The organism is Rhodococcus gordoniae (genome assembly GCF_001646655.1).
In the GTDB taxonomy this organism is placed as follows: domain Bacteria; phylum Actinomycetota; class Actinomycetes; order Mycobacteriales; family Mycobacteriaceae; genus Rhodococcus; species Rhodococcus gordoniae.
In genome coordinates this window covers 80,252-105,679 of the sequence record NZ_LPZN01000044.1, presented here as the reverse complement: position 1 = coordinate 105,679, position 25,428 = coordinate 80,252, and the positions used below count along the sequence as shown (strand labels likewise).

Annotated in this window: 21 protein-coding genes and 1 tRNA gene; 12 read left to right on the top strand and 10 right to left on the bottom strand. The window is 68.8% G+C overall.

All coding sequences use genetic code 11. From position 1 onward, the window contains the following. Positions 1-107 precede the first annotated feature (107 nt). Positions 108-1,745, top strand: a complete 1,638-nt coding sequence (locus tag A8G18_RS16100; RefSeq protein ID WP_064064656.1) for a fatty acyl-AMP ligase — start codon at positions 108-110, stop codon at positions 1,743-1,745. 50 nt (positions 1,746-1,795) lie between these two features. Here the strand turns inward: A8G18_RS16100 and pth are convergent, their stop codons facing one another. The 3 genes from pth to A8G18_RS16085 form a co-directional block, all read right to left on the bottom strand. Further along, positions 1,796-2,368, bottom strand: coding sequence for an aminoacyl-tRNA hydrolase (gene pth / locus A8G18_RS16095; RefSeq protein ID WP_064064655.1), 573 nt, complete (start codon positions 2,366-2,368; stop codon positions 1,796-1,798). A 93-nt stretch (positions 2,369-2,461) separates the two neighbouring features. Next, positions 2,462-3,070, bottom strand: a complete 609-nt coding sequence (locus A8G18_RS16090; RefSeq protein WP_064064654.1) for a 50S ribosomal protein L25/general stress protein Ctc — start codon at positions 3,068-3,070, stop codon at positions 2,462-2,464. A 240-nt stretch (positions 3,071-3,310) separates the two neighbouring features. Beyond that, the gene (locus A8G18_RS16085) at positions 3,311-4,489 is read right to left on the bottom strand and encodes an aminotransferase class V-fold PLP-dependent enzyme (protein ID WP_064064653.1); all 1,179 of its coding nucleotides are present in this window, start codon (positions 4,487-4,489) and stop codon (positions 3,311-3,313) included. A gap of 154 nt (positions 4,490-4,643) precedes the next feature. Here A8G18_RS16085 and egtA point away from each other — a divergent pair, with 154 nt between their 5' ends. The 5 genes from egtA to A8G18_RS16060 all read left to right on the top strand — a co-directional run bounded on the left by egtA (position 4,644) and on the right by A8G18_RS16060 (position 10,160). Next, positions 4,644-5,873, top strand: a complete 1,230-nt coding sequence (gene egtA / locus A8G18_RS16080; protein WP_064064652.1) for an ergothioneine biosynthesis glutamate--cysteine ligase EgtA — start codon at positions 4,644-4,646, stop codon at positions 5,871-5,873. After that, positions 5,870-7,162 carry an ergothioneine biosynthesis protein EgtB gene (gene egtB, locus A8G18_RS16075; RefSeq protein ID WP_064064718.1) on the top strand — a complete coding sequence of 431 codons (1,293 nt, stop codon included), beginning with the start codon at positions 5,870-5,872 and terminating at the stop codon, positions 7,160-7,162. The genes egtA and egtB overlap by 4 nt, the downstream gene beginning before the upstream one ends. Beyond that, a complete protein-coding gene (egtC, locus tag A8G18_RS16070) occupies positions 7,155-7,904 on the top strand; it encodes an ergothioneine biosynthesis protein EgtC (protein WP_064064651.1) in 750 nt (249 codons plus the stop codon). Before egtB ends, egtC begins: the two co-directional genes overlap by 8 nt. Then, positions 7,901-8,857 (top strand): L-histidine N(alpha)-methyltransferase, encoded by a 957-nt coding sequence (egtD, locus tag A8G18_RS16065; RefSeq protein WP_064064650.1) that lies wholly within the window; start codon positions 7,901-7,903, stop codon positions 8,855-8,857. Before egtC ends, egtD begins: the two co-directional genes overlap by 4 nt. Positions 8,858-8,933: 76 nt before the next feature. Further along, complete coding sequence (locus A8G18_RS16060) at positions 8,934-10,160, top strand: MFS transporter (RefSeq protein ID WP_064064649.1); 1,227 nt, start codon at positions 8,934-8,936, stop codon at positions 10,158-10,160. Here the strand turns inward: A8G18_RS16060 and A8G18_RS16055 are convergent. From A8G18_RS16055 to A8G18_RS16030, 6 genes are all read right to left on the bottom strand, one after another. Next, positions 10,129-12,708: a helix-turn-helix transcriptional regulator gene (locus tag A8G18_RS16055; RefSeq protein ID WP_064064717.1), complete on the bottom strand. Its 2,580-nt coding sequence runs from the start codon at positions 12,706-12,708 to the stop codon at positions 10,129-10,131. The two genes, A8G18_RS16060 and A8G18_RS16055, sit on opposite strands and share 32 nt — an antisense overlap. Positions 12,709-12,925: 217 nt before the next feature. Then, the gene (locus tag A8G18_RS16050; protein WP_064064648.1) at positions 12,926-13,606 is read right to left on the bottom strand and encodes a hypothetical protein; all 681 of its coding nucleotides are present in this window, start codon (positions 13,604-13,606) and stop codon (positions 12,926-12,928) included. A gap of 155 nt (positions 13,607-13,761) precedes the next feature. Further along, positions 13,762-14,391 (bottom strand): DUF2461 domain-containing protein, encoded by a 630-nt coding sequence (locus tag A8G18_RS16045; RefSeq protein WP_064064647.1) that lies wholly within the window; start codon positions 14,389-14,391, stop codon positions 13,762-13,764. 32 nt (positions 14,392-14,423) lie between these two features. Next, entirely contained in the window at positions 14,424-15,401 is a 978-nt protein-coding gene (locus tag A8G18_RS16040) for a ribose-phosphate diphosphokinase (protein ID WP_084421861.1), read from the bottom strand. After that, entirely contained in the window at positions 15,398-16,873 is a 1,476-nt protein-coding gene (glmU, locus tag A8G18_RS16035) for a bifunctional UDP-N-acetylglucosamine diphosphorylase/glucosamine-1-phosphate N-acetyltransferase GlmU (protein ID WP_064064646.1), read from the bottom strand. The genes A8G18_RS16040 and glmU overlap by 4 nt, the downstream gene beginning before the upstream one ends. Positions 16,874-16,952: 79 nt before the next feature. After that, positions 16,953-17,024, bottom strand: a tRNA-Gln gene (locus tag A8G18_RS16030). Positions 17,025-17,216: 192 nt separating this feature from the next. Between A8G18_RS16030 and A8G18_RS16025 the strand changes: the two genes are divergently transcribed. From A8G18_RS16025 to A8G18_RS16000, 6 genes are all read left to right on the top strand, one after another. Continuing rightward, the gene (locus A8G18_RS16025; RefSeq protein WP_172506143.1) at positions 17,217-17,822 is read left to right on the top strand and encodes a TetR/AcrR family transcriptional regulator; all 606 of its coding nucleotides are present in this window, start codon (positions 17,217-17,219) and stop codon (positions 17,820-17,822) included. A gap of 83 nt (positions 17,823-17,905) precedes the next feature. Continuing rightward, on the top strand, positions 17,906-18,547 hold the full coding sequence (locus A8G18_RS16020; RefSeq protein ID WP_064064715.1) for a ScbR family autoregulator-binding transcription factor: 642 nt from the start codon (positions 17,906-17,908) through the stop codon (positions 18,545-18,547). Beyond that, positions 18,544-18,873 carry a helix-turn-helix domain-containing protein gene (locus A8G18_RS16015; RefSeq protein WP_064064645.1) on the top strand — a complete coding sequence of 110 codons (330 nt, stop codon included), beginning with the start codon at positions 18,544-18,546 and terminating at the stop codon, positions 18,871-18,873. The genes A8G18_RS16020 and A8G18_RS16015 overlap by 4 nt, the downstream gene beginning before the upstream one ends. A gap of 60 nt (positions 18,874-18,933) precedes the next feature. Further along, on the top strand, positions 18,934-19,533 hold the full coding sequence (locus A8G18_RS16010; protein ID WP_064064644.1) for a PIN domain-containing protein: 600 nt from the start codon (positions 18,934-18,936) through the stop codon (positions 19,531-19,533). A 63-nt stretch (positions 19,534-19,596) separates the two neighbouring features. Further along, positions 19,597-23,250: a transcription-repair coupling factor gene (gene mfd / locus A8G18_RS16005; RefSeq protein ID WP_064064643.1), complete on the top strand. Its 3,654-nt coding sequence runs from the start codon at positions 19,597-19,599 to the stop codon at positions 23,248-23,250. Beyond that, on the top strand, positions 23,247-23,903 hold the full coding sequence (locus A8G18_RS16000; RefSeq protein WP_064064642.1) for a nucleoside triphosphate pyrophosphohydrolase: 657 nt from the start codon (positions 23,247-23,249) through the stop codon (positions 23,901-23,903). The genes mfd and A8G18_RS16000 overlap by 4 nt, the downstream gene beginning before the upstream one ends. Here A8G18_RS16000 and A8G18_RS15995 read toward each other — a convergent pair. Continuing rightward, on the bottom strand, positions 23,888-25,267 hold the full coding sequence (locus A8G18_RS15995) for a glutamate-1-semialdehyde 2,1-aminomutase (protein ID WP_064064641.1): 1,380 nt from the start codon (positions 25,265-25,267) through the stop codon (positions 23,888-23,890). The two genes, A8G18_RS16000 and A8G18_RS15995, sit on opposite strands and share 16 nt — an antisense overlap. Between the last annotated feature and the right edge of the window lie 161 nt (positions 25,268-25,428).

Below are 25,428 nucleotides of genomic sequence, written 5' to 3'. Positions count from 1 at the left end.
ATCACGTTTCCCGAAGGTGGCCCCACGCCCACCCCTCGGAGGCGCACGCTGATGTGCAACTACCGGATCTTGATCGAGGTCGTGCACCACCGGACGAGGAGCGGGTCGTGAGCAGGTTCACCGAGGAGATGTATGCGACGGCGGAATCGGACTCCGGGGCTCTGGTCACCGGCGAACCGGATGCGCCGCTGCGACAGAACTGGGGACTGATCCACCGGCAGGCCCGCCGTATGGCCGGTGCCCTGGCTGCCGCAGGCATCGGCCCCGGCGACTCGGTGGGCGTCCTCGCAGGACAGCCCGTGGACATCGCCCCGGTCTGCCAGGCGGTGTGGATGCGCGGCGGCAGTGTGACGATGCTGCACCAGCCCACCCCGCGGACCGATCTGCAGTCGTGGTCGCGCGACACCGAGGTGGTCCTGCGGATGATCGACGCACGCGCCGTCGTCCTCGGCGCACCCTTCGAGATCGCGGAGTCGCTGCTGCGCGAACGGGGCATCTCCGTCGTCACCGTGGAGCGGATGCGGGAAGGACATCCGGTCGATCCCGTGGATACCGCGGAATCGGACATCGTGCTGCAGCAACTCACCTCCGGGTCCACCGGTTCGCCGAAGGCGGTGCGGATCACGCACGGCAACTTCTACGCCAACGCGACGGCGATGATGGACCGCGTCAAGTTCTCGCTCGACGACGACGTCATGGTCAGCTGGCTGCCGTTGTTCCACGACATGGGCATGGTGGCCTTCCTCAGCGTCCCCATGCAGGTGGGTGCGGAGGTTGTGTCGGTGACGCCGCTGGATTTCCTCCGCTCGCCGATCCTGTGGGCGGAACTGATCAGCAAGTACCGCGGAACCCTGACGGCTGCACCGAATTTCGCGTACTCGCTGCTGGCCCGGAAGTTGTCGCAGGCGCCGGACGGCTCGCTCGACCTGTCGTCGATGCGCTGGATGTGGAACGGCGCCGAGCCGGTGGACCCCGACACGATGGAGGCGCTCGCGGACGCCGGTGAGCGATTCGGTCTCGAACCCTCCGCCCTCGCCCCGTCCTACGGGATGGCCGAGACCACGCTCGCGGTGTCGGTCCCCGATCCGGGGCGGGGGATGGTGCTCGACGTGGTGGATCCCGACCTGCTCGAAGCAGGTGGGATGGCCGTGCCGAGCACCCGCCCCCACGCGCGCCGTATGCCCACTCTCGGGCGTCTCGTGGCCGGTCTCGAGGGGCGCGTCGTCGACCGCGACGGGCAGGTGCTGCCGCCCCGCGGTGTGGGCATCATCCAGTTGCGCGGCGAGGCCGTCACGCACGGCTATCTCACCGTGGACGGACCCGTGTCCGCGCAGGACGCGCAGGGCTGGCTCGACACCGGCGACGTGGGCTATTTCACCGAGGAAGGGCTCGTGGTGGTGTGCGGCCGGGTGAAGGACGTCATCATCATGGGCGGCCGCAACATCTATCCCACCGACATCGAGCGAGCGGCGGGGACCGTCGAAGGGGTGCGTCCCGGCAACGCCGTGGCCATCCGGCTCGACGCGGGGGACAAGCGCGAATCGTTCGCGGTGGCGGTGGAGAGCAAACTCTCCGACCGCCCGGAGGAGGTGCGCCGCATCGAACACGACATCGTGCACGCGGTGGTCGCCGAGGTGGGCGTGCGGCCCCGCACCGTCGCGGTGCTCGGGCCCGGCAGCATCCCGAAGACCTCCTCGGGCAAGCTGCGTCGCGGTACGTCGTTGGCGCTGCTGACGCGCGCCTGACGCCGCTCGTGCGCGTTTCCGGTAGCAGCCGCTACCGGAAACGCGCACCGTCAGTGGATGCGGTTCTGAGCACCTTCGAGGCCGAGCTTCAGGAGCAGTTCGACGGCGTCGGCCCCTTCCTCGCACCACACGTCGAGTTCCTTGCGTTCGGTGGCCGAGAACGGCTTGAGCACGAAATCGGCGGGATCCTGCCGGCCGGGCGGGCGACCGATGCCCATCCGCACCCGCAGGTAGTCCTTGGTGCCGAGCGCCGACGAGATCGACCGCAGGCCGTTGTGCCCGTTCTCGCCACCGCCGAGCTTGAGCCGGATCGTCCCGAAGTCCAGGTCGAGTTCGTCGTGCACGACGATCACGTTCGCGGGCTCGACCGAGAAGAACTTCGCCAGGGCGGCGACCGGCCCACCGGACAGATTCATGTAGGTGCGGGGTTCGGCGATGATCACCTGCCGGCCGTCGAGCCGGGCCTGCACGATGTCGGCGTTGCTGCGCTTGTGCGCGGAGAACTTGCCGCCGACGCGTCCGGCCAGCACGTCGGCCACCATGAATCCGATGTTGTGCCGGGTGTTCTCGTACTTGGGCCCGGGGTTGCCGAGACCGATCACGAGCGCGGTGTCGTCGCCCACGTGCAGATCCTTCCGTGCATTCGAACGACGTGCGGCGCGCCATCCCGGGGGATGACGCGCCGCACGAGTGACTTACCGGGAGCCGGTGATGGCTCAGGCCTCCTCGGAAGCCTCTTCGGCGGCCACGTCGCCCTCGGTGCCCTCGAGGGCACCGGCGGAGGGAGCCTCGACGATGTTCACGAGCAGCAGCTCGGGATCGTCCTGGAGGGTGGAGCCGGCGGGCAGCTCGACGCCACCGGCCAGGATCTGGGTGCCGGGCGCGGCGCCCTCGATGGAGACGACGATCTCCTCGGGGATGTTCAGGGCGTCGGCCTCGAGCTTGATGGTGTTGACCTCGTTGACGACGAGGGTCGCCGAGGCGGGCTCGCCGCGGAGGACGACGGGCACCTCGACGGTGACCTTCTCGCCCTTCTTCACGACCAGCAGATCGGCGTGCTCGATGTAGCGGCGGATCGGGTGGACGACGACCGACTTGGTCAGCGCGAGCTGCTCGTCGCCGTCGATGTCGAGGGTGAGGACGGCGTTGGTGCCGTGGGCACGCAGCACGGCCGCGAACTCGAGGTCGGGGAGGCCGAGGTGCCGGGGCTCGGTGCCGTGGCCGTAGAGGACGGCGGGGACCTGGCCGGCGCGTCGGGCGCGGCGTGCGGCACCCTTGCCGAACTCGGTGCGGACGCTGGCTACGAGACGATTCTCGTCGGACATGATGTGACGGCTCCTACGCTGGTGGCACTTCGTGGTCGGGTGTTCTCGAACGAACGGATCCGACACGTGCGACCGGGGAGCACATTGCTTCCGTCGCAGCCGCGTCGATCACGGTGATCCAGCGATATTGCGGTTCACCCTCGCCGAGACAACTCGAACCACATTACCGGACGACATCGAGCCGGGACAAACAGCCCTGTCGACCCACGGTGCCGAGCAGCGCGTGACCGGCGCGCGGCTTCACGAACGGACGAGGTCGTGCACCGCGCCGAGGAATCTGTCGACGTCGGCGGGGGAGACGAAATAGTGCGGTGACGCCCGCACCACCGAGTGCAGGTCGCGCGCGGTCATGTCCAGCAGGGTCGAACTGCGACCGCTGACCGTGACCGTCACCGACCGCTCGGCCAGGGCGTCGCGGACCTCCCGCGGGTCGCGTCCGTCCACGGTGAACGAGACGATGCCGCTGTGCCGCTCACCGAGGTCGGTGACGGTCACGCCGCCGATGCCGGCGAGCCCGTCGCGCACGTGCCCGGCGCGATAGGCCACCGCCTCGGCCACGGCGTCCACCCCCAGCTCGAGGAGATAGTCCACGGCTGCGCCGAGCCCGAGCCGGGCCGCCACCCCGGCCTCCCACATCTCGAAGCGGGCGGCGTCCGGCGCGAGCTCGTAACTGTCGGGCGAGGTCCACGAAGCGCTGTGCAGGTCGAGCACCGCCGGTTCGAGTGCGGTCACCAGCCGCGGCCGCACGTAGAGGAAGCCGGTGCCACGGGGACCGCGGAGCCACTTGCGTCCGGTGCCCGACAGCGCGTCGACGTCGAGTTCGGGCACGCTCACCGGTAGCTGTCCCACCGACTGGCACGCGTCGAGCAGTACGAGCGCACCGACCGCGTGCGCGGCGTCGGCGACCTCCCGTACGGGATTGACCAGTCCGCCGTTGGTGGGGGCGTGGACGACGGACACGAGTCGCACGCGTTCGTCGAGCATCCCCTCGAGTGCCTCGACGTCGAGGCGACCGGACGGATCGGACGGCACGACCTCGACGGTGGCGCCGGTGGCCCGCGCGCGCTGCAACGCGGCGATCGCGTTCGCGGCGTACTCGGCCTGCGAGATCAGGATGCGGTCGCCCGGTCGCAGCGGCACGGCGTAGAAGAACGACGTCCACGCCCGCGAGGCGCCGTCGGACAGCGCGATCGAGGTCTCCGGTACGTCGAACAGGCGACCGAGCGAGGTCTTCACGGCGGTCAGGTCGTCGAGCCGCTCGTCGGCCGCCACGTACCCGCCGACCTCGGCCTCGCGGCGCAGGTGCGCGAGCATCGTGTCCAGCACCGGTGTCGGGGGCAGGGACGATCCCGCGCTGTCGAGGAAGACCCGGTCGAAACATCCCGGTGTGTCGCGTCGAGCCGCCTGCAAGTCCAGCACGGACCCGCACCTCCTTCTGCCGACCGTATCGTCGGGGTCGAGCCTGCCCGCTGGTGTCCGTTCGCGCACGTACCGGTGCGTTATCCGCGCGTCGTGTCCCCGGGCGGGTTAGTCTCGACCGCATACCTGGCGCACCGGCCGAGGGGGTGGACGAATGGCGATGGCAGTCGATGCCGCAGCCTCCCGTGCCCGGACGGTACTCGGCTCCCGTGCGGACGCCGAGGATCATGTCCGCAACAGGGCGTTCCGGCTGGGAGTCCCCAGGCTGATCGGGGTCGAGCTCGAGTGGCTCACCGCCCGGGCCGACGGCACCGAGTCGCGTCCCGAACTCGCGACCCTCGTCGAGGCGCTCGGACCGCACGCCCCGCGCACGGTCGCGCCGTCGTCGTCCGCGCGGCCCCTGCCGTCGGGCAGCGCGGTCAGCGTCGAGCCGGGTGGCCAGGTGGAGTTGTCCAGCGTGCCGTGCACCTCGGCGCGGCAGGTGTGCGATCGGCTCACGGCCGACCTCCGCATGCTCCGGGCGCTGCTCGCCCGCCGGTCGGTGATCATGCTCGACCGCGCCGCCGACGAGGTGCGGCCTCCGCATCGTCTGCTGCGGACCCCGCGCTACGGGGCGATGGAACTCCGTTACGACCGCATCGGCCCGATGGGCCGGTTGATGATGAACAGTACTGCGTCGGTTCAGATCTCCGTCGACATGGGACGCGACGAGGTGGAGGTCGTGCGGCGCTGGGAGCTGCTGCACGCCATCGCCCCGGCCATGATCGCGGCCTTCGCGTGCTCGCCCCGGCTGCGGGGCGCTCCGGAAGGCGACTGGGTGTCGCAGCGGATGCGCACGTGGCTCGAACTCGATCCCGACCTCACCCACGTCCACCACCCCGGCGACTACCCCGCGTGGGTTCTCGACGCGCCGCTGACCTGTGTGCGCTCGGATCAGCCCGAGTGGTACGCACCGCCCGGCGCGACCTTCGCGGCGTGGCTCGCGGGCGACCTCGACGCCGACATCCGGCGCCGGCCCACCGTCGACGACCTCGACTACCACATGACGACGCTGTTCCCGCCCGTTCGTCCGTGCGGCCATCTCGAGGTGCGTTACCTCGATGCCCAGCCGGCCGACTCGTGGCAGGTGCCCGTCGCAGCCCTCGAAGCGCTGCTCTCCGCTCCGGAGGTCTCCGCGGAGGCGTGTGCGATCGTCGCCCCGGTGCGCGACCGGTGGGCCGAGGCGGCCCGGGTGGGTCTCCGTTCGCTCGAATTGCGTGCTGCCGCAGCGAGCCTGCTCTCACTCGCAGCGGAGTCCTCGCGCGACATGCGGTTCACCGCGGCGCTCGACGCGGCCGCGGCGCGGTGCCTGCGCGGGCTGGCGCCGGGCGAGGAGGTGCGGTGACCCCTGCTCGTGCTGCGCTGAGGCGTCACCTCGAGCGGGCGCGTGCCCGCACCGAGGCGCTCACCTCCGTGCCGGAACACGATCTCACCGCACAACATTCACCGTTGATGAGCCCACTCGTGTGGGATCTGGCGCACATCGCCAACCAGGAGGAGTTCTGGCTCGTGCGGGCCGCGGGCGGGCGGCCACCCGTGCGCGGCGACATCGACGATCTCTACGACGCGTTCCGGCATCCCCGCGCGACCCGCACGGAGCTGCCGCTGCTCGACCCCGACGGGGCCCGTCGCTATGCGCGTGCCGTCCGCGATCTCACCTGGGACGTGCTCGAGCACAGTGCCTTCGACGACGAGCTGACCCGCGACGGTTTCGTCTTCGCGATGGTCGCACAACACGAACAGCAGCACGGCGAGACGATGCTCGCGACGCATCAACTGCGGCAGGGCTCTCCGTTGCTCGACGCTCCGGAGGCGCCGCGCACCGGAAGCGTTCCCGACACCGCGCGGGTCCGGATTCCGGGCGGTGCATTCGAGATGGGCACGTCCACCGATCCGTGGGCCCTCGACAACGAGCGGCCGGCCCACGTCGTCGACGTGCCGGAGTTCGAACTCGACGCGGTGCCCGTCACCAACCGGCGTTATCTCGAGTTCGTCGACGACGGCGGTTACGCGCGGCGCGAACTGTGGAGCGAGGTGGGCCGGCGGCATCGCCTCGACGCCGGACTCGAGGCTCCGCAGTTCTGGAGTCGCGACGAAACAGGTTGGAAAAGGACGGTGTTCGGTAGAGCGGTGCCGCTGCATCCGGACGAACCCGTCGTTCACGTGTGTTTCCACGAAGCCGAGGCGTTCGCCCGCTGGGCCGGCGGACGTCTGCCGACCGAGGCCGAATGGGAGAAGGCGGCACGCTGGGATCCGGCCACCGGTCGCAGCCGTCGATTCCCGTGGGGCGACGAGGATCCCGGTCCCGAACACGCCAATCTCGGTCAGCGCCACCTCGGTCCGGCCGTGGCAGGTGCCTATCCGCGTGGGGCGTCACCGCTCGGAGTGCACCAGCTGATCGGCGACGTGTGGGAGTGGACGTCCACACCGTTCACCGGGTATCCGGGCTTCCGCGCATTCCCGTACCGCGAGTACTCGGAGGTCTTCTTCGGTGAGGGCCACCGGGTGCTGCGCGGAGGATCGTTCGGCACCGACGAAGTCGCGTGCCGCGGAACCTTCCGCAATTGGGATCTCCCCGTCCGCCGTCAGATCTTCGCCGGGTTGCGCGTCGCATACGGGACGGGCGATGTGTAGACATCTGGCGTACATCGGACCGGAGACGAATGTCGCCGCACTGCTGTCGACCGGGACGAATTCGCTGCTCCGCCAGTCCTGGGCACCCACCGACATGCGTGGGGGAGGAACGATCAACGCCGACGGATTCGGTGTCGGGTGGTGGAGTGCGGAGGGCGTCTTCGGACGGTACCGGTCGGCCTCGCCGATCTGGTCCGACTCCTTCCTCCGTGAAGGGCTCGGCTCGGTGCGCTCGCGCACGATCGTCGCCGCGACCCGCTCGGCCACCGAGGGGATGCCCGTCGAACGGTCGGCGGCCGCACCCTTCTCCGACGACCGGTGGGCGTTCAGCCTCAACGGCGTCGTCCGGGGCTGGCCGGGATCGCTCGTCACCCTCGCCGGCGCGCTGCCCGTCGCCGACCTGCTGCGGCTCGAATCCCCTACCGACGCCGCCACGCTGTGGCTCCTGCTGCAGTCGCGGTTGCGCTGCGCAGACCCGGAACCGGCATTGATCTCGCTCACCCACGACGTGCTGTCACTCGCGCCGGATTCGCGGTTGAACATGTTGCTGTGCAACGAGTCCGGGATCTGGGCCACGGCCTGGTACCACTCGCTGTGGACGTTCGTCGACGAGCAGACCGCGATCGTGGCGTCCGAACCGTTCGACGACGACAGTCGCTGGAAACCCGTACCCGACCGGCATCTCGTCGCCGCGGTGCCGGGCAAACTCATCGTCTCACCACTGGAGGTCGGCCCACCGTGATCGTCGACGTACATCTGCGCCCCGAGGACCTCGATGCCAAACTGCGCGAGGACGCACGGCGCGGACTCACGTCCGATCCCAAGTACCTGTCGCCCACCTGGCTGTACGACGCGCGGGGCAGCCGACTGTTCGAGAAGATCATGCGGCTGCCCGAGTACTACCCGACGCGCACCGAGTTCGCCCTGCTGCGACAGCACGCCGCCGATTTCGCCGAGTCCGCCCGTCCCGAGATGCTCGTCGAACTCGGCTCCGGCTCGTCCGAGAAGACATACGTGCTGCTCGATGCCCTCGGACCGTACCTCCACACCTATGTACCGCAGGACGTCTCCGAGCCGGCGCTGCGTTCGGCCGTCACCAGATTGACGGCGGAGTATCCGAACGTGACGGTGCACGGTGTCGTCGGCGACTTCACCGATTCGCTCGCGCATCTTCCTGCCGGTGGCACACGCGCGATCGCGTTCCTCGGCGGCACCATCGGCAACCTCGTCCCGAGCGAACGCGCCCAGTTCCTCGCCGGCACGGCCGCGATCCTCCGTCCCGGCGAATGGCTGCTCCTCGGGGCGGGACTCGTCATCGACCGCGACACTCTGCTCGCCGCCTACGACGACGCGGCCGGAGTGACGGCGGAGTTCGATCGGAACGTCCTGCGCGTGCTCAACGACCGGCTGGGTGCCGACTTCGACCCGGAACGGTTCGTGCACCGTGCCGTCTGGGACGCCGAGAACGAGTGGATCGAGATGCGACTCGAGGCGACCGAGGCGATGGACGTCCGGATCCCGGGCCTCGACCTGGAGATCTCCTTCACGGAAGGCGAACAGATCCGGACGGAGATCTCCGCGAAGTTCCGTCTCGCCGGTCTCGCGCAGGAACTCGCCGATGCGGGATTCGTCGTCCGGCACGAATGGGTCGACCCCGACGGACGGTTCGTCCTGATCGGCGCCTCCCGGCAGTAACCTCCCGAGAACTCCCGCAGTTCGGCCGCCGGGGAGGATTCGACACCTGCCGAGCCGGCACGGGAGGCTGGACGACATGACGTCCTCTCGTCCCGTGCTGACGACCCCGGTCCTGTTGCTCATGGCCGTGGCGACGGGTCTGTGCGTGGGCGGCAACTACTTCAACCAGCCGCTTCTCGACTCCATCGCCGAGGCGCTGGACACCTCCCGGTCGGCTGCGGCCTCCACCGTGACGGTCGCGCAGGTCGCCTATGCCCTCGGCCTGTTGTTCCTCGTCCCCCTCGGCGACATGTTCCCGCAGCGGCGACTGGCCGTGATGCTTGTGCTGGCCGCGGCCGCCGGGCAGGGGCTGAGCGGATTCGCGCCGAACATCGGGGTGCTCGTCGCGGGCACCGCGATCGCCGGTCTGTTCTCGGTCGCGGCGCAGGTGCTGGTGCCGTTCGCGGCGACCCTCGCCACCCCCGAATCGCGTGGGCGCGCGGTCGGCACCGTGATGAGCGGGCTGCTCGTCGGGATCCTCGTGGCCCGGAGTGTCGCAGGCATCCTCGCCGAACTCGGCGACAGCTGGACGACGGTCTACCGGGTGAGCGCGGTGGCCATGGTGATCGTGGCCCTCGCGTTGTGGCGGGTGCTTCCGGCGACACCGCCGGCGGTCCGGCAGGGCTACGGCAGCACTCTGCGATCGCTCGGGACGTTGATCGTCCGGCATCCCCGCCTGCGGACCCGGTCGATTCTCGGGGGACTGGGCTTCGCATCGGTGGGCGCGTTGTTCTCGACGATGGCGTTCCTGTTGTCCGACCCGCCGTTCGGCCTCGACGACCTGCAGATCGGTCTCGTGGGCCTGGCCGGGGTGGCCGGTGCGGTCGCGGCAACCGTCGCGGGACGGCTCGTCGACCGCGGGTACGGACCGCAGACGACTGCCGTGGGCGTGGTCACGCTGGTCGCGTCGTGGGCCGCGCTCGCCGCGGGCGGGAGCTCGCTGGTGTGGTTCGTCGTGGGGATGCTCGTCGTCGACCTCGCGTTGAATCTCGTGCAGATCACGAATCAGAACATCGTGTACGCCCTCGATCCCGACGCTCGCTCCCGCGTGAACTCCGTCTACATGACGGGCTATTTCGTCGGGGCCGCATCGGGATCGGCGCTCGGCACGGCGGCGTGGTCGGTCGGCGGGTGGCCCGCGGTGTGTGTGCTCGGCGTCGGTCTGGCGACGCTCGCGGGCGTAGTGTGGGTGCTCGACCTGCGGCTCGCGGCCCGGATGCGGGCGACTTCGTCTACAGCGACCGGCGGACCGGCAGCAGCCTGAGATCGCGCGCCCGGCCGATCGCCTCCACCCGGGTGTGGACCCCGAGCTTGCGATAGATGCTGCGCAGCTGGGTCTTGATCGTGTTGTGCGAGACGAACAGCTTCTTCGCGATGTCGGCGTGGGTCGATCCCAGTGCCAGCAGTTCGAGAACGTCCGTCTCTCGCGGGGACAATTCGACGTGGGTCACGGGCTCGGCGAAGACCGACCCGACGGGCCCGCCCGGAACCGGACGACCCGACAGGGCAACCAGATGTTCGGTGACATCGCCGGGGAGGGTGGTGAACGCACGGCGGTTGCCGAGGGACTCGGCCAGAGCGCAGGCCCGCCGCCAGTTCCTCGCGGCGCCGTTCTCGTCGCCGAGGTCGAGGTGGGCGCCGGCGGCGACGAGCAACGATTCGAGATGGGCGCGCGGATATCCGCATTCCGTCCACGGGACGCGCTTGAGTTTCTTCAACGCGGCCTCGGGATGACGGGTGAACAGTTCGGCCCGTCCCGCCGCCACCACGCACATCGGATGGTCTGCCGACTGCTCGGCAGCGAGGGCACGCGCCAGGTTGCCGTTTCCGAGCGCCAGATGCAGATCGATCTCGGCTGCGCCGAGCATTCTGCGACAGAAGGCTCCGTGTCCGTACAGGTCGTGGTGCGACGCGATCAACCGGTGCAATCCGGTGAGCCCGTCGTAGGCATGACCCGTGGCCAGGTCGTAGGAGGCACGCGCATAGGCGACGAATCCCCAGAGTTCTTCCGAGACGCGGGGTACACCCACTGTGTCGAGATATCCGGCAGCCTCGTCGAGATCCAGCGCGTCCAGATGAACGAGCGCGGAGGCCACTCGGCCGCTCACCTTGACCATCTCGCCCCAGCGACCTTCGGTCTGCTCGGCGCGCCTCTCGATGTGCAACCATTCCCGCGCCCGCGGAAGGTCGCCGACGGCCGCCCAGTTCAGGGCCGAACTTCCCGCGGCGTTCTGGACGGCGAAGGCGATGTTCGCGGCATAGGCACCGCGGTAGGCGCGCCGGAAGGCGGCGGTGGACTCGGTGAGATATCCGGCGAGCTGGAGCGTGATCGCCCACTGCAGGCGCAACAGCGGAAGCTGGGGGGCGAGGTCGTCGGGTCGATGCTCGAGGATCGACCCGACGAGCGGTTGTAACAGCAGGGTCAGTCGCGCGGCTTCACCGAATTCGCCCGAGACCCGCAGCGTCAGGGTCTGTACCGTCGCGACGTACACGGCCTGGGCGGCTTCGGCCGTCCTCCCGAGCTCGACGAGTTCGTCGACGTCGGTGGACAGGGAGGCGTGCAGGATCGAATGCTCGTCGAGCATCTGCGTGAACAGCGCGCGACCGGCCAGTACCGAGGGGTGGTCCTCGAGTTCCCCATCCGGGATCTGTCTGAGCACCTTGACGAGAACGTCGAAGGAACGCTCCACCATGTGCGCCCAGGACTCCTCGACGATCGTCACGGCGGTCTTCCAGTCGCCGGCCTCGACCGCGTAGATCGACGCTTCGGCGGGATTTCCGGCGTCGCGATGTGCCCGGGCGAGTTCGCCGAGCAGGGCGTCGGCGTGCCCGGGTCGTGCCCGGCGGGAGATCTCCAGGACGCACGAACGCACCGCGTCGGGCCAGCGCCAGGTCCGGGGATCACGGTAAGGGGAATCCATCAGAAGCCCCGCTGCGGCGAGCGCGGTCAGCCGGGCTTCGGCGTCGGCCACGCCGGTCAGCTCGGCTGCTTCGTCGGCGGTGAGGCTGTGGGCTACCGCGACGGAGTATGCGAAGTCGCACTCGGCGGCGTCGAGGTCGTCGAGCAGGCCCTCGACATGGGTCCGTACGAGGCATTCCAGTGCCGTGGTCGGCAACCCCCGGTTGTCGATCAACCGCTGCGGGCGGTTACGGGCGAGTCCCGTGGCTGCCGAGACGAGGGCGGGTACACCACCGAGCACGCGGGACACCGCCTCGCATTCGCCGTCGGAGCGTGCGGTTCCGGTGGAGTTCAGCAGCCGGGTGGTCTCTCCGACGGTGAACAGCAGATCGGGGGCCGGGATGTACGTGCATTCCATCCCGCGGGTGATGACCTCGCTCAGATCGATGTTGTTGCCCGGAAGGCAGACGATCGCATCGAGTTTCGGACAGTGATCGAGCAACCGCAGAGTTTCCCGGAGGATCCGGGCCGCGTTCGGTGCCGGCACGCAGGCAAGAACGAGCAGACACGGTGATCCCAGATCGCGGAGGGCACGGACCACCCGATCGAACGGCGAGCCGTCGGTGGTGACCTCGACGGCCGGATGGTCGACGAGGATGTCGAGGACACACTCCGGCAGGTCGCCGTCGCCGGGGCGGGTGAGTTCGGGAACCCAGACGACCGTGTGGTCGGGTGCGCCGCCCTGGTGGAGCCATCCGGCGACGAGGGTGCGTTTGCCGAAACCGGGGGGAGCGTCGATCACCGTCAGCGTGGAGCACCGGTCGAGGCACGCGAACAGACGGGGGCGTGCCAGAGCCGAGGACAGTGAACGCCACGCGGGTGCACCGACGCGAGGGGAGTCGGAAACACTCACGCGCACTCCTTCGGAAGGCTTCGGTCCGGATCTGCGCAGGCGGGAAGGCCCGAACAGTGCCCCCCGACAGGCCTTGGTCGATCACAGACTACCTGGTCCGTTGTCGTGAGGTGCGGTAACGAGAGCAGTTGTGAGGTGCGCTAACGACGGCAGCCCCGGCACCGGACCGTCGAGCGAACTCGTCGGCGCGGGCGGGGCTGCGATCGTAAGCCGGCGGCTAGCGGCCGGATGCGCTCAGACGTGCCTTCTCGAGTGCGGCGAGGGTGCGGAGGATCGTCGCCTTCTGCTTCTCCAGGTCGCTGCGCCGGGCACGGGCGGCAAGGCCGCTCTGCTCGGCGACGAGAGTGAGCTGCGCGTCGATCGCGGAGAGTTGGTCGAGCAGAGCGAGGGCACGGGTCTGGATCTCCTCGACGTCCACCGCGTCCGTGCGGACCGGGGCGGCGGACTTCGCCGGCTTCGACGCCGGCGAGGACGAGTTCCGGGTCGCGGCAGCCGGACGCGCCGACGCCTGAGCGGAGGTACCGACATGGCTGTCGGTGATCGCGGTGGCGCGGGGCCGCAGGGCCTTGCGCACGAGCGCCGGATCGGGCTGCTCGGCGAGACGGATGTCGTTGAGGGCACGGCGGGCCTCGCGAGCGGCGAGGCGGTGCTCGTGCTCCTCCTCGTCGTCGGACTGCAGGGTGCCGCCGATGGGCCGCAGACCGTACATGCCCATGAACTTGCGGGCCTCGTCGATGACGGCTTCGTGCTTACGGCATGTGGCACAGCGAGGTTCGTTGCGGAAGAGTTCGACCGAGTCGGTGTCGCCACACCAGACGCACGCACCCGGCGACCATCGTCGGACCGTTCGGATTGTCGCGTTTTCCGTAGGGGCTTCGAGAGTTTGCGCGTCGGTCACGAGGTGCCACTTTAGGTGAAAGCGGAGTTATGCAGGGGAGGGGGTCCCGCCCGACCTGCGACGATTTCGCGCGGCGTGACGAAGATCATTCCCGTCCCGGCGCGTCCTCAAACCATTGCGCCACACAGCATTTCCATACCACCCGGTCTGCCGGATCACGTTGCGGTGGCGGCGGTGAGCCAGCGCACCAACGGCCGGAACTCCCGCCACGCCGAACGCACCTCCTCGAGAGTGCGCGGAGTGTCGATCCAGGGAGGTGAGATCTCGGTGCGACCGGCCCACAGTGACCGGTGCCGCATGAGTTCGATGCGGGGATGATCGGCGTCCACGCCACGCGGCCGGGACTTCAGCCGGTCGCCCCCGATCTCGTAGCCCGACCGTTCGAGCTTGCGCACGATCCTCCCGAGTTCCGGACCGCGCCGCTCGTGATCGACCGCTGTGCGGTAGCCGGCGATCTGCTCGGACGAACCGTGGAACAGGCCCGCGGACAGCCGCAACCCGGCAGCGTTGATCTCGACGTAGTAGCCGACGCTCTGCGCGACGGAGACGAATCCGCCCTGATGGGTCTTGTACGGCAACTTGTCCCTGCTGAACCGTACGTCGCGGTACGGGCGGAAGACCTTGCCCTCACCGAACTCCTCCCCGAGTTCCGAGAGCAGGGCAAGCATCGGGCCGCGCACGCAGTCGTCGTAGACGGCCTTGTGCGCGGCCCAGAATGCTCTGCTGTTGTCGGCCTCGAGATCGTCGTAGAAGTCGAGGGCCGCGACGGGAAATCCGGTGAACACCCGGACAGTCTGCCCCGTCGTGGAACCGAAGGTCAGGCGACCCCGTTGAACAGCGAGGTCACCGAGCCGTTCTCGAAGACCTCGCGGATCGTCTGCGCGAGCAGCGGGGCGATCGACAGCACGGTGAGGCAGTCGAACTGCTTCTCCTCCGGGATCGGCAGCGTGTTGGTGACGATGACCTCCTTGGCTCCGCACGCGGCGAGGCGCTCGGCGGCCGGATCGGAGAGCACGCCGTGGGTGGCCGCGATGATGACGTCGCCCGCACCGGCCTCCTTCAGGATCTTCACCGCGCCGGCGATGGTGCCGCCGGTGTCGATCATGTCGTCGATGAGGATGCAGGTGCGGCCTTCGACCTCACCGACCACGCGGTTCGACTTGACCTGGTTGGGCACGAGCGGGTCGCGGGTCTTGTGGATGAACGCCAGCGGCGCACCACCGAGAGTGTCGGCCCACTTCTCGGCCACGCGCACGCGACCGGAATCGGGGGAGACCACGGCGATGTTCTCGACGCCGTACTTGCCGCGGATGTACTCGGCGAGCTGACCTTGCGCGTGCATATGGTCGACCGGGCCGTCGAAGAAGCCCTGGATCTGATCGGTGTGCAGGTCGACCGTGATGATGCGGTCGGCGCCGGCGGTCTTGAGCAGATCGGCGATCAGGCGAGCGGAGATGGGCTCGCGCCCACGGTGCTTCTTGTCCTGACGGGCGTAGGGGTAGAACGGCAGGATCGCGGTGATGCGCTTGGCGGAACCACGCTTGAGCGCGTCGATCATGATGAGCTGTTCCATGACCCACTGGTTCAGCGGGAACGGGTGGCTCTGCAGCACGAAGGCGTCCGAACCGCGCACCGACTCCTCGAAGCGCACGAACGTCTCACCGTTGGCGAAGTCCCGTGCCGTCTGCGGGGTGAGGGGGACGCCCAGTTCCTTCGCGACCTGTTCCGCCAGCTCGGGATGAGCCCGGCCGGAGAAGAGCATCAAGTTCTTCTGGTTGTCGATCCAATTGGTCACTGGTTCTGGCCGTCCTTCTGCCGATCGTGGTCGTGCTGCTGCTGTGCTCTCGATGCTGCCTCGGCAGCGGGGGTACCGGCGCGATTGCGCTGGACCCACCCTTCAATATTGCGCTGTGGCGTACCCGACACCGCCAGCGCCCCCGGAGGAACGTCGCGGCGGAGTACTGTTCCGGCGCCCGTGTAGGCGCCGTCGCCCACCGTGAGGGGGGCGACGAACATCGTGTCCGACCCGGTGCGGACGTGCGATCCGACGACCGTGCGGTACTTCTGCACCCCGTCGTAGTTGACGAACACGCTCGACGCTCCGATGTTGGAGTGCTCGCCGATCTCCGCGTCGCCGACATAGGTGAGGTGGGGAACCTTCGAATGCGCCCCGATCTGCGCGTTCTTCGTCTCGACGAAGGCGCCGAGCTTGCCGCACGCGCCGAGTTCGGTGCCGGGACGCAGGAAGGTGAACGGTCCGACGGTGGCCTCCGCGCCGATCACCGCGTGGGAGCCGTGGGTGCGCACGACGCTGGCGCCCGCGCCGACCTGCACGTCGATGAGAGTCGTGCCGGGGCCGATCTCCGCGTCGTCGGCGACGACGGTGCGGCCGCGCAACTGCACGTCGGGATGGATGGTGACGTCGCTGCCGAGAACGACGTCGACGTCGATCCACGTCGACGCCGGGTCGATCACCGTGACACCCTCGCGCATCCAGTGCTCGAGCAGACGCCGGTTGAGTTCGGCGGTCAGTGCGGCCAGCTGGACGCGGTCGTTGACGCCGGAGACCTGCACGGCGTCGTCGGTGTGCACACCGCGGACGGCCAGGCCCTCTCCGCGGGCGATCTTCACGACGTCGGTCAGGTACAGCTCGCCCTGCGAATTGTCGTCGCTCAACTTGCCCAGGGCCGACCGCAGCGCGGCCGCGTCGAAGGCGTACACGCCCGTGTTGATCTCCTGGATCGCGCGCTGCGTCGTGGACGCGTCCTTCTCCTCGACGATCCCGGCGACATCACCGTCGGTGGTGCGGACGATGCGGCCGTACCCGGTGGGCTCGGACACCGTGGTGGTCAGGACGGTGACCGCGGCCGGCTCGGGGTCGAGGTGCGCGGCGAGCAACTCACGCAGGGTGTCGGGGCGGAGCAGCGGGACATCGCCCGCGGTGACGACCACCGTGCCGTCGAAGTCGTCGGGCAGGGCGCCCAGGCCGCACTCCACGGCGTGACCGGTGCCGAGCTGATCGTCCTGGACGGTCACCCGGATCTCGCGGTCGAGACTCTCGGCGACGGCGGTCACCTCGGCGGAGACCTCCGCGCGGCGATGCCCGACGACCGTGACGAGATGGGAGGGTTCGAGCGCGACGGCGGCGTGGAGGGAGTGGGCGAGCATCGTGCGGCCACCGAGGGTGTGCAACACCTTCGGTGTCTTCGACCGCATTCTTGTTCCTGCTCCGGCTGCCAGCACGACGATCGCGGTCTGCACCTGCATGTAGCTCCCTCGACACGTTTCTGCACGCCGGTCCGTGCGTGCACCGGGGAAGCGCTGAGGCTCCCCGGGACGGTTCCCGCTCCGCCGCCAGGACTCGAACCTGAACTATCTGAACCAAAATCAGAGGTGCTGCCGATTACACCACGGCGGACTGCCACACCTCCGCGGCGGAACCGGCGGACGTGCGCCCCCGATCCTTGCACGAGACGGCGTCGGCGTCGAACCTGGGGTGGCGGGATCGGGAATGGATAGGCTGTCGAACGTTCGAGTACGCCCCGCCGCCGAAGGAGGACATGTGTCGCAGGCGTCGCAGAAGCGGACCGAGCGCACTCCGCGGATCCGGATGACGGGCACGCAGCGTCGGGAACAGCTCATCGAGATCGGCCGCGCCCTCTTCGCCGAGCGCGGTTACGAGGGCACCTCCATCGAGGAGATCGCCCAGCGGGCGCAGGTCTCCAAGCCCGTCGTCTACGAACACTTCGGAGGCAAGGAAGGTCTCTACGCGGTGGTCGTGGACCGTGAGATGACGGTCCTGATGTCGATGGTGACCGAGAGCCTCACGCGGAACCGTTCGCGGATCCGCGTCGAGCGCGCGGCGCTCGCCCTGCTCACCTACATCGAGGAACGCACCGACGGTTTCCGGATCCTGGTGCGCGACTCGCCGATGTCGGCCGAGGAAGGCACCTACTCGAGCCTTCTCAACGAAGCGATGCGGCAGGTGGGGGAGCTGCTGTCCGGCGACTTCTCCCGCCGCGGCCTCAACCCCGACTTCGCTCCGCTCTATGCCCAGGCGCTCGTCGGTATGGTCGCCACCACCGCGACATGGTGGCTCGATCGCCGCACCCCGTCGAAGGAAGATGTGGCAGCCCACCTCGTGAACCTGTGCTGGAACGGCCTGATCGGTCTCGAAGCGGACCCGAAGCTCGGGGAGCCCCCGATTTCCGAATAGTCCTCTCGTTTTCGGGAGCGTCTGCTCTCTACTTCCGGGTAAGCGGCGTTATCGTAGGGATACCCGTGAGAAGGCAGGCTGTGGTGGGACGACAAGTACGCGCAGAGGTGACGCGCGAATCCGTGCTGCAGGGCGCAGCGACCGTATTCGTCCGCGACGGATACGCGGACGCGAATCTGGGCGACATCATCGAGGAGGCCGGTGTCACCAAGGGGGCGCTGTACTTCCATTTCGGTTCGAAGGAAGAGTTGGCGCGCGGAGTGATCGACTCCGGGTATCTGCGCTTCGCCGCCGCCGCCGAATCCAAGATGGACCGCCGCTCCCCGGCTCTCGAGACACTGATCGATCTGTCCGTACTCCACGTCGACATGGCCGAGACCGATCCGGTGGTGCGGGCGATGTTCCGGCTGCTCGTCGAGATCGGCGACTACCAGGGCACCGAGCACCGGCCCTACGAGACCTGGCAGAGCACTCTGCAGGAGCTGGCCACCAGGGCGGCCGAGGAGGGCGACCTCGTCGAGGACGTCGACGTCCACGCCGTCTCCCTGCTGCTCCTCGAGCAGGCGATGGGCGCTCGGATCATGGCGAACGCCCTCAAGGCGATCGATCGGCTCGCCGAACGGACGGGCTCGATGTGGCGGATGATCCTGCCCGCGCTGGTGCCGGCGAACAAGCTCGAATATTTCCGGCAGTTCGTGGAGCGCCGCCTGCGGCTGCCGTCGTGAGTTTCGGTCCGTTCTCCGCCGACGAGGCACCCGCAGCGCTCGCGCGCCTGCTCGACCGGTTCGGTCCCGACACCGCCGTGACCATCGGTGTCGTGCCGCCACTGCTGACGATCGCCCAGGCCGCCGACGTCCTCGGCTGTTCCCGCCGTTACGTGGCCCACCTGGTGGACACGGGCGCGCTCGCCGCCGACTTCCACGGCCTGCACCGGCGCGTGTCGCGCTCCGACGTCCGCGAACTCGCGATCCAGCAGACGGAGGTGGTCACGACGGTCCTCGACGGTCTCGCCGACCTCACCCGCCGCGAGGGCCTGTACGACCCGTTCTGACAGTACTGTGCGAGCCGTGACGACAGCATGGACGGGCCCACGATTCGACGAAGGGTGACTATGCCGGTTCGAGTGGTACTCGGTGCGACGGTGCTCTCCCGTCCCCGGCTGCGTGATGTGGCGCTCGCCCTGGCCGAAGAGGGCCTGTATCAACCCTTCTGGAGCGACGGAATCGTCGCGGAGGTGGACCGCCTGCTCCCGCGGGAGCTGTTGCGCCCCGCCCGCGACTTCCTCTTCGCCGAACTCGACCGCGCCTTCCCCGATGCCCGCGTGGTCTGGCCCACCACCGTCCTGCGCGAGGTACCGCACGTGACGGGCCCGCGGGAAGCGCACGTGACGTCGGTGGCGTTGCTGTGCCACGCCGACGCCGTGATCACCGCCGACCCCGAGCTCACCGGGGCGCTGGAACGCTCGGGCATCGAAGCGTGGACTCCCGACGCGTTCGTCACCTTCGCACTCGACGCGGATCCCGCCCGCACCCGCACAGCCCTGCTGAGAATGGTGCGACGTCGCTGGCTCACCGACGACGCCCGGCGGGAGGCGGGCGACGACGGACTGCTCGCCGGGCTGGCCGGCTGGGCGGCCCGTGAGCTCGGTGCCAACAGCGCCGACCTGCTCGCGCCCCGGCGCGGTGATCCTCCTCGCGCCCCGGCGCGGTGACGCACGAGGGGACAGCGGAATAGACTCGACAAGGTTCTCGTCCCACACTCAGGAGCGCCTTCCTTGTCTGCTGTGCCCCCGGCCGCTGTCCCACTGTCCGGATTGGCGCGGATCGCGCTGGCCGACCACCGACTGAGCAGGATCGGCGATCTCGCCGGTTCCGCCGAACAGGAGATCGTCGCACCGCCCTCCGCCCGGCCGTTCGTCGCGGCGGCGCTGGCCGAGAAGACGCCGCTGCTCGTGGTCACCGCCACCGGACGCGAGGCCGACGATCTCACCGCCGAACTCACCGAGATGCTCGGCGACTCGGTCGCACAGTTCCCCTCGTGGGAGACCCTGCCGCACGAGCGCCTGTCTCCGAGCGCCGACACCGTGGGCCGTCGCCTGCACCTCCTGCGTCGCCTCGCCCGTCCCGATGATCGCGACCTCGGACCCGAACTCGGGGTCGTGGTCGCCACCGTGCGGTCGCTGGTGCAGCCGATGGCACCCGGACTCGGCGAGATCGATCCCGTCACCCTGCGGGTCGGCACCGAACACGACTTCGAGGAGCTCGTCGAGCGACTCGTCGAACTCGCCTACACCCGGGTCGACATGGTCGGCAAGCGCGGCGAGTTCGCGGTGCGCGGCGGCATTCTCGACATCTTCCCCCCGACCGCCGACCATCCGGTCCGCGTCGAATTCTGGGGCGACGAGGTCACCGAACTGCGATGTTTCTCCGTCGCCGACCAGCGGTCGATCACCGAGGTCGACGTGCCGGTGCTCATCGCGCCGCCGTGCCGCGAACTGCTGCTCACCGAGGAGGTCAAGGCCCGGGCCGCGCAGCTCGCCCAGGACAACCCGGCCGACGCGGCGCTCGTCGAGATGCTCGACAAGATGGCCGGGGGCATTCCCGTCGAGGGCATGGAAGCGTTGCTGCCGGTGCTGCAGTCCGGCGAGCTGCAGTTGCTCACCGACGTTCTGCCCGCCGGCGCGCACGTGCTGATCTGCGATCCGGAGAAGGTCCGCACCCGGGCGAGCGATCTCGCCCGCACCGGGCAGGAGTTCCTCGAGGCGTCGTGGACGGCGGCTTCGCTCGGTGGTGCGGTGCCGCTCGACACCTCGAATCTCAACGGAGTGGACGGGAAGAAACTCGATCTCGGCGAGTCGGCCTACCGATCGCTGCGCCAGGTGCGCGAGGCCGCGCAGGCGGCAGGGACACCGTGGTGGACGCTGAGCCCGCTCGCCTCGGGTTCCGAGAGCGAGATCGTCCTCGATGTACAGCCGGCACCCGAGGTCCGCGGTTCCGAGGACCTGTTGTCGATGCTGTTCGTGAACCTGCGCGCGCACGTCACCGCCGGTGGGCGTGCGGTGATCGTCGTTGCCGGCACGGGAACCGGGCAGCGCGTCCTCGAGCGGCTGAAGGAGAACGAGGTCCCCGCCGCGAAACTCGAGCCCGGCTCCGAACCGGTGCGCGGGCAGGTCGGTGTCATGCGCGGCTGTCTGCACGAGGGCGTGGTGCTTCCCGGCAACGACGACAATGTGGTGCCGGGCCTGGTCGTCGTCACCGAAGCCGACCTCACCGGCAACCGCGTCGTCACCGAGGGACGCAAGACGCCCGTCAAGCGCCGCAACCAGGTCGACCCGCTCGCCCTGAACGCCGGCGATTTCGTCGTCCACGACCAGCACGGCATCGGCAAGTTCGTCGAGATGGTCGAACGGACCGTCGGTGGCGCCCGCCGCGAATACCTCGTCATCGAGTACGCACCCGGCAAGCGCGGCCAGCCCGGCGACAAACTGTTCGTTCCGATGGAACAACTCGACCAGCTCTCCCGTTACGTCGGTGGCGAACTGCCGTCCGTCAGCAAGCTCGGCGGATCCGACTGGGCCAACACCAAACGCAAGGCCCGCAAGGCGGTTCGGGAGATCGCCGGCGAACTCGTGCGGTTGTACGCGGCGCGGCAGGCCTCACCCGGCCACGCCTTCGCGCCCGACTCGCCGTGGCAGAAGGAGATGGAGGACGCCTTCCCCTTCACCGAGACACAGGACCAGCTCACGGTGATCTCCGAGGTCAAGGCCGACATGGAGAAGCCGGTACCGATGGACCGCGTCGTGATCGGCGACGTCGGCTACGGCAAGACCGAGATCGCCGTGCGCGCGGCGTTCAAGGCCGTGCAGGACGGCAAGCAGGTCGCGGTGCTCGTCCCCACGACTCTGCTCGCGCAGCAGCATCTGCAGACCTTCACCGAGCGGATGGCGGCCTTCCCCGTGACGGTCAAGGGATTGAGCCGGTTCACCGACGCGGCCGAGTCGCGCGCGATCATCGAGGGCATGGCCGACGGCACCGTCGACATCGTCGTCGGCACCCACCGCCTGCTGCAGACCGGCGTCCGCTGGAAGGACCTCGGTCTCGTGGTCGTCGACGAGGAACAGCGTTTCGGCGTCGAGCACAAGGAACACATCAAGGCGCTGCGCACCCACGTCGACGTGCTCACGATGTCGGCCACGCCGATCCCTCGCACCCTCGAGATGAGTATGGCCGGGATCCGCGAGATGTCGACCATCCTCACTCCGCCCGAGGAACGGCATCCGATCCTCACCTATGTGGGCGCGTACAACGACAAGCAGGTCGCCGCGGCCATCCGGCGAGAGTTGTTGCGCGACGGTCAGGTCTTCTACGTCCACAACCGGGTGAGCTCGATCGACAAGGCCGCCAAACGGCTTCGCGACCTCGTTCCGGAGGCGCGGGTCGCGGTGGCGCACGGGCAGATGAACGAGGACACGCTCGAGAAGACGGTGCAAGGCTTCTGGCAGCGCGAGTTCGACGTGCTGGTGTGCACCACGATCGTCGAGACCGGTCTCGACATCTCCAATGCCAACACCCTCATCGTCGAACGGGCGGATGCGCTCGGCCTGTCGCAGCTGCACCAGTTGCGCGGACGTGTCGGGCGTTCGCGGGAGCGCGGCTACGCGTACTTCCTGTACCCGGCGGAGAAGCCGCTGACGGAGACGGCCTACGACCGGCTCGCCACGATCTCGCAGAACTCCGATCTCGGCGCGGGTATGGCCGTCGCCATGAAGGATCTCGAGATCCGCGGTGCCGGAAACGTTCTCGGCGGCGAGCAGTCCGGTCACGTCGCGGGTGTCGGCTTCGACCTGTACGTGCGGCTCGTCGGTGAGGCCGTCGAGGCATACAGGGCAGCAGCCGACGGCCGGACCGTCACCACCGACGAAGCGCCCAAGGAGGTGCGGATCGACCTTCCCGTCGACGCGCACATCCCCGCCGACTACGTCGCGTCCGATCGGTTGCGTCTCGAGGCGTACCGCAAGCTCGCGGCCGCGAACGACGATGCGGCGATCGCCACGGTCGTCCACGAACTCGTCGACCGGTACGGCCCGCTGCCCGAGGAGGTTCAGCGGCTCGTGTCCGTCGGCAGGCTCCGGCTGCTGTGCCGCGAGTACGGCCTCGAGGAGGTCGCCGTCACCGGAACCCAGATCCGGATCTCGCCGATGGAACTGCCCGACTCGAAGCAGATGCGGCTCAAGCGGTTGTATCCGGGCGCGCAGTACCGCGCGACCAGCGGCCTCGTCCAGTTGCCGATCCCACGGACCGGCGGTGTCGGATCGGATCGGGTGCGGGACGTGGCGTTGCTGCAGTACATCGCCGACTTCCTGCTGGCGCTCGACGGCAAACCGCAAGGGATGGTGGACCTGAACAGCGCGGCCACGGTGAATGCATGACCGACTACACCGCTCTCGTCGAGGCGGCGGCCGTGATGGACAGACTGTGGTCGTTCGGGGGTTGGGAGGTCACCCAGACCCACGAGAGCCTGCGCCGTTATCTGATCGAGGAGACCTACGAGGTGCTCGACGCCGTCGAGTCGGGCGATCCGGACGAGCTCCGTGAGGAACTCGGCGACCTGCTCCTGCAGGTGCTGTTCCACTCGCGGATCGCCGAGGCGAACGGGCAGTTCACCGTCGAGGACGTGGCCACCACGCTCGTCGCCAAGCTGGCCGCACGGAGCCCGCACCTGACCAACGGGCACACCGGCCCGCTCGACGTCGCGGAACAGGAGGCGGCGTGGGAGGTCGCGAAGAAGGCGGAGAAGGCCCGGGCGTCGTGTCTCGACGGGATCGCGATGGCGCAGCCCGCACTCTCCTTGACGGACAAGGTGATCGAGCGTGCCACTCGGGCCGGCCTTCCCGCACATCTCGTCCCGGCCGAGTTGCGGTTGGTACGAGTCACCGGGGACGGTGATGCGGAGAGCGCGCTGCGCAGTGCCACAATGGATTTCGTGGCGGCCGTGCGGGCGGCAGAGAAAGCGGCCCATGCCGACGGCGTGCCCTACGGCGCCCTGGATACCGATGCGTGGGAACGTTACTGGGAGAAGTGAAATCCGGTGGATGCGTCGTCGAGGCGCCTCGGCTCCGCGCGGGCGCGTAGCGCTGGAGCGACGGGCCGGCCTCGGAGGAGTCCGGCGACCCCGCCCGCGTCCAGGGCTCGGCGGTATACCGACATGGCCTCGCGCGCTGCCTCGACGGTCTCGTCCACGTCGGTGTCGGTGTGCGCTGCCGAGATGACGAACGATTGACCGAGCACTCCGCGCGTGAGCATCTCCTGCAGGAACAGCGTGCGGAACTGCTGTGACGGCTGCAGATCCGGATCGCGGGTGACGAAGATCAGGCAGGAGGGCCGCCCGAGCACCTGGACGTACCGTTCGACGCCGAGATCGGACGCCGCCGCATTCACCGCATCCGCGAGCCTGCGACCGGCCGCCTCCATCCGTCCGATCGGATCCTCGGTGGCGTACGCGCGCACCACCGCGCGGAAGGCGGCCAGCCCCCCCGATTCGGGTCCGTGCGTGGTCGACAAGAGGAACACGCGGTCGCTGTCGGTGCGCAGACCACCGAGCTCCATGAATTCGCGCCGGCCTGCCAGGGCGGCGACGGGGAAACCGTTCCCCATGGCCTTGCCCCAGCACGACAGGTCCGGGCGGATGCCGTACACGCCCTGTGCTCCGTGTTCGGACCAGCGGAAGCCCGTGATCATCTCGTCGAAGATCAGCAGCGCACCGTGGTGATCGCACAATCGGCGTACACCTTCGAGAAAACCGGGAGCCGGTTCGGCGAGGGCCGTCGCGGCCTCGAGGATCACGCAGGCCGTCGGCTGTGCCGACAATGCCCGCTCGAGAGAGCCGAGGTCGTTGTACCGGAACCGATGTGTGTGTTCACAGGTCTCGTCCGGGATCCCGGACTTCATGGCGGTCGTTCCGATGAACCAGTCGTCGACCGAGAAGAAGGGCTGATCGCATGCCACGACGTGCCGACGACCGGTGACCGCACGTGCCAGTCGTACCGCGGCAGTGGTCGCATCGGACCCGTTCTTCGCGAACTTCACCATGTCTGCGGCGGGTACGAGGGCGAGGAAGTCCTCGGCGGCGGCGAGTTCGAGGGTCGTCGGCCGAGTGAAGTTGGTCCCGTTCGTCACGGCGGCGGTGACGGCATCGACGACGGGTCGATAACCGTGCCCCAGAGTGACCGAGCGTAGTCCCATGCCGTACTCGACGTAGTCGTTGCCGTCGGCATCCCATACTCGGGCACCTGCTCCTCGTTCGAGCACGGGGGTGATGAACTCGGGGTATTGATCGGATCCGCGGGCGTAGGTGTGAGCGCCACCGGGAACGAGCTCGTGGAGGCGTGCCTGCAGTTCGGCAGATCGAGCGAAGAATCGATCACGGTGGTCGGACGGGTGCGTCATGAGCGAACTCCATCGCTCGGAGAATCGTCGAGAATCCGATTGTGTCATCAGCACTGTCGAACCTCGTGGGGAACGAGTGAATTCGACGTTTCCTGTCTCCGTATCGCTCCGCTCGTCGCCCGCGGGAGACGGGCGCTCACAGAATCGGGTATTGTTCGGTA

Coding starts and splice junctions, on each gene's coding strand:
- glmU (WP_064064646.1), bottom strand. CDS start 16,873: ATGCAGGTGCAGACCGCGATCGTCGTGCTGGCAGCCGGAGCAGGAACA.
- A8G18_RS16025 (WP_172506143.1), top strand. CDS start 17,217: ATGACGGGCACGCAGCGTCGGGAACAGCTCATCGAGATCGGCCGCGCC.
- A8G18_RS16060 (WP_064064649.1), top strand. CDS start 8,934: ATGACGTCCTCTCGTCCCGTGCTGACGACCCCGGTCCTGTTGCTCATG.
- A8G18_RS16090 (WP_064064654.1), bottom strand. CDS start 3,070: ATGTCCGACGAGAATCGTCTCGTAGCCAGCGTCCGCACCGAGTTCGGC.
- A8G18_RS16010 (WP_064064644.1), top strand. CDS start 18,934: ATGCCGGTTCGAGTGGTACTCGGTGCGACGGTGCTCTCCCGTCCCCGG.
- A8G18_RS16000 (WP_064064642.1), top strand. CDS start 23,247: ATGACCGACTACACCGCTCTCGTCGAGGCGGCGGCCGTGATGGACAGA.
- egtC (WP_064064651.1), top strand. CDS start 7,155: ATGTGTAGACATCTGGCGTACATCGGACCGGAGACGAATGTCGCCGCA.
- A8G18_RS15995 (WP_064064641.1), bottom strand. CDS start 25,267: ATGACGCACCCGTCCGACCACCGTGATCGATTCTTCGCTCGATCTGCC.
- egtA (WP_064064652.1), top strand. CDS start 4,644: ATGGCGATGGCAGTCGATGCCGCAGCCTCCCGTGCCCGGACGGTACTC.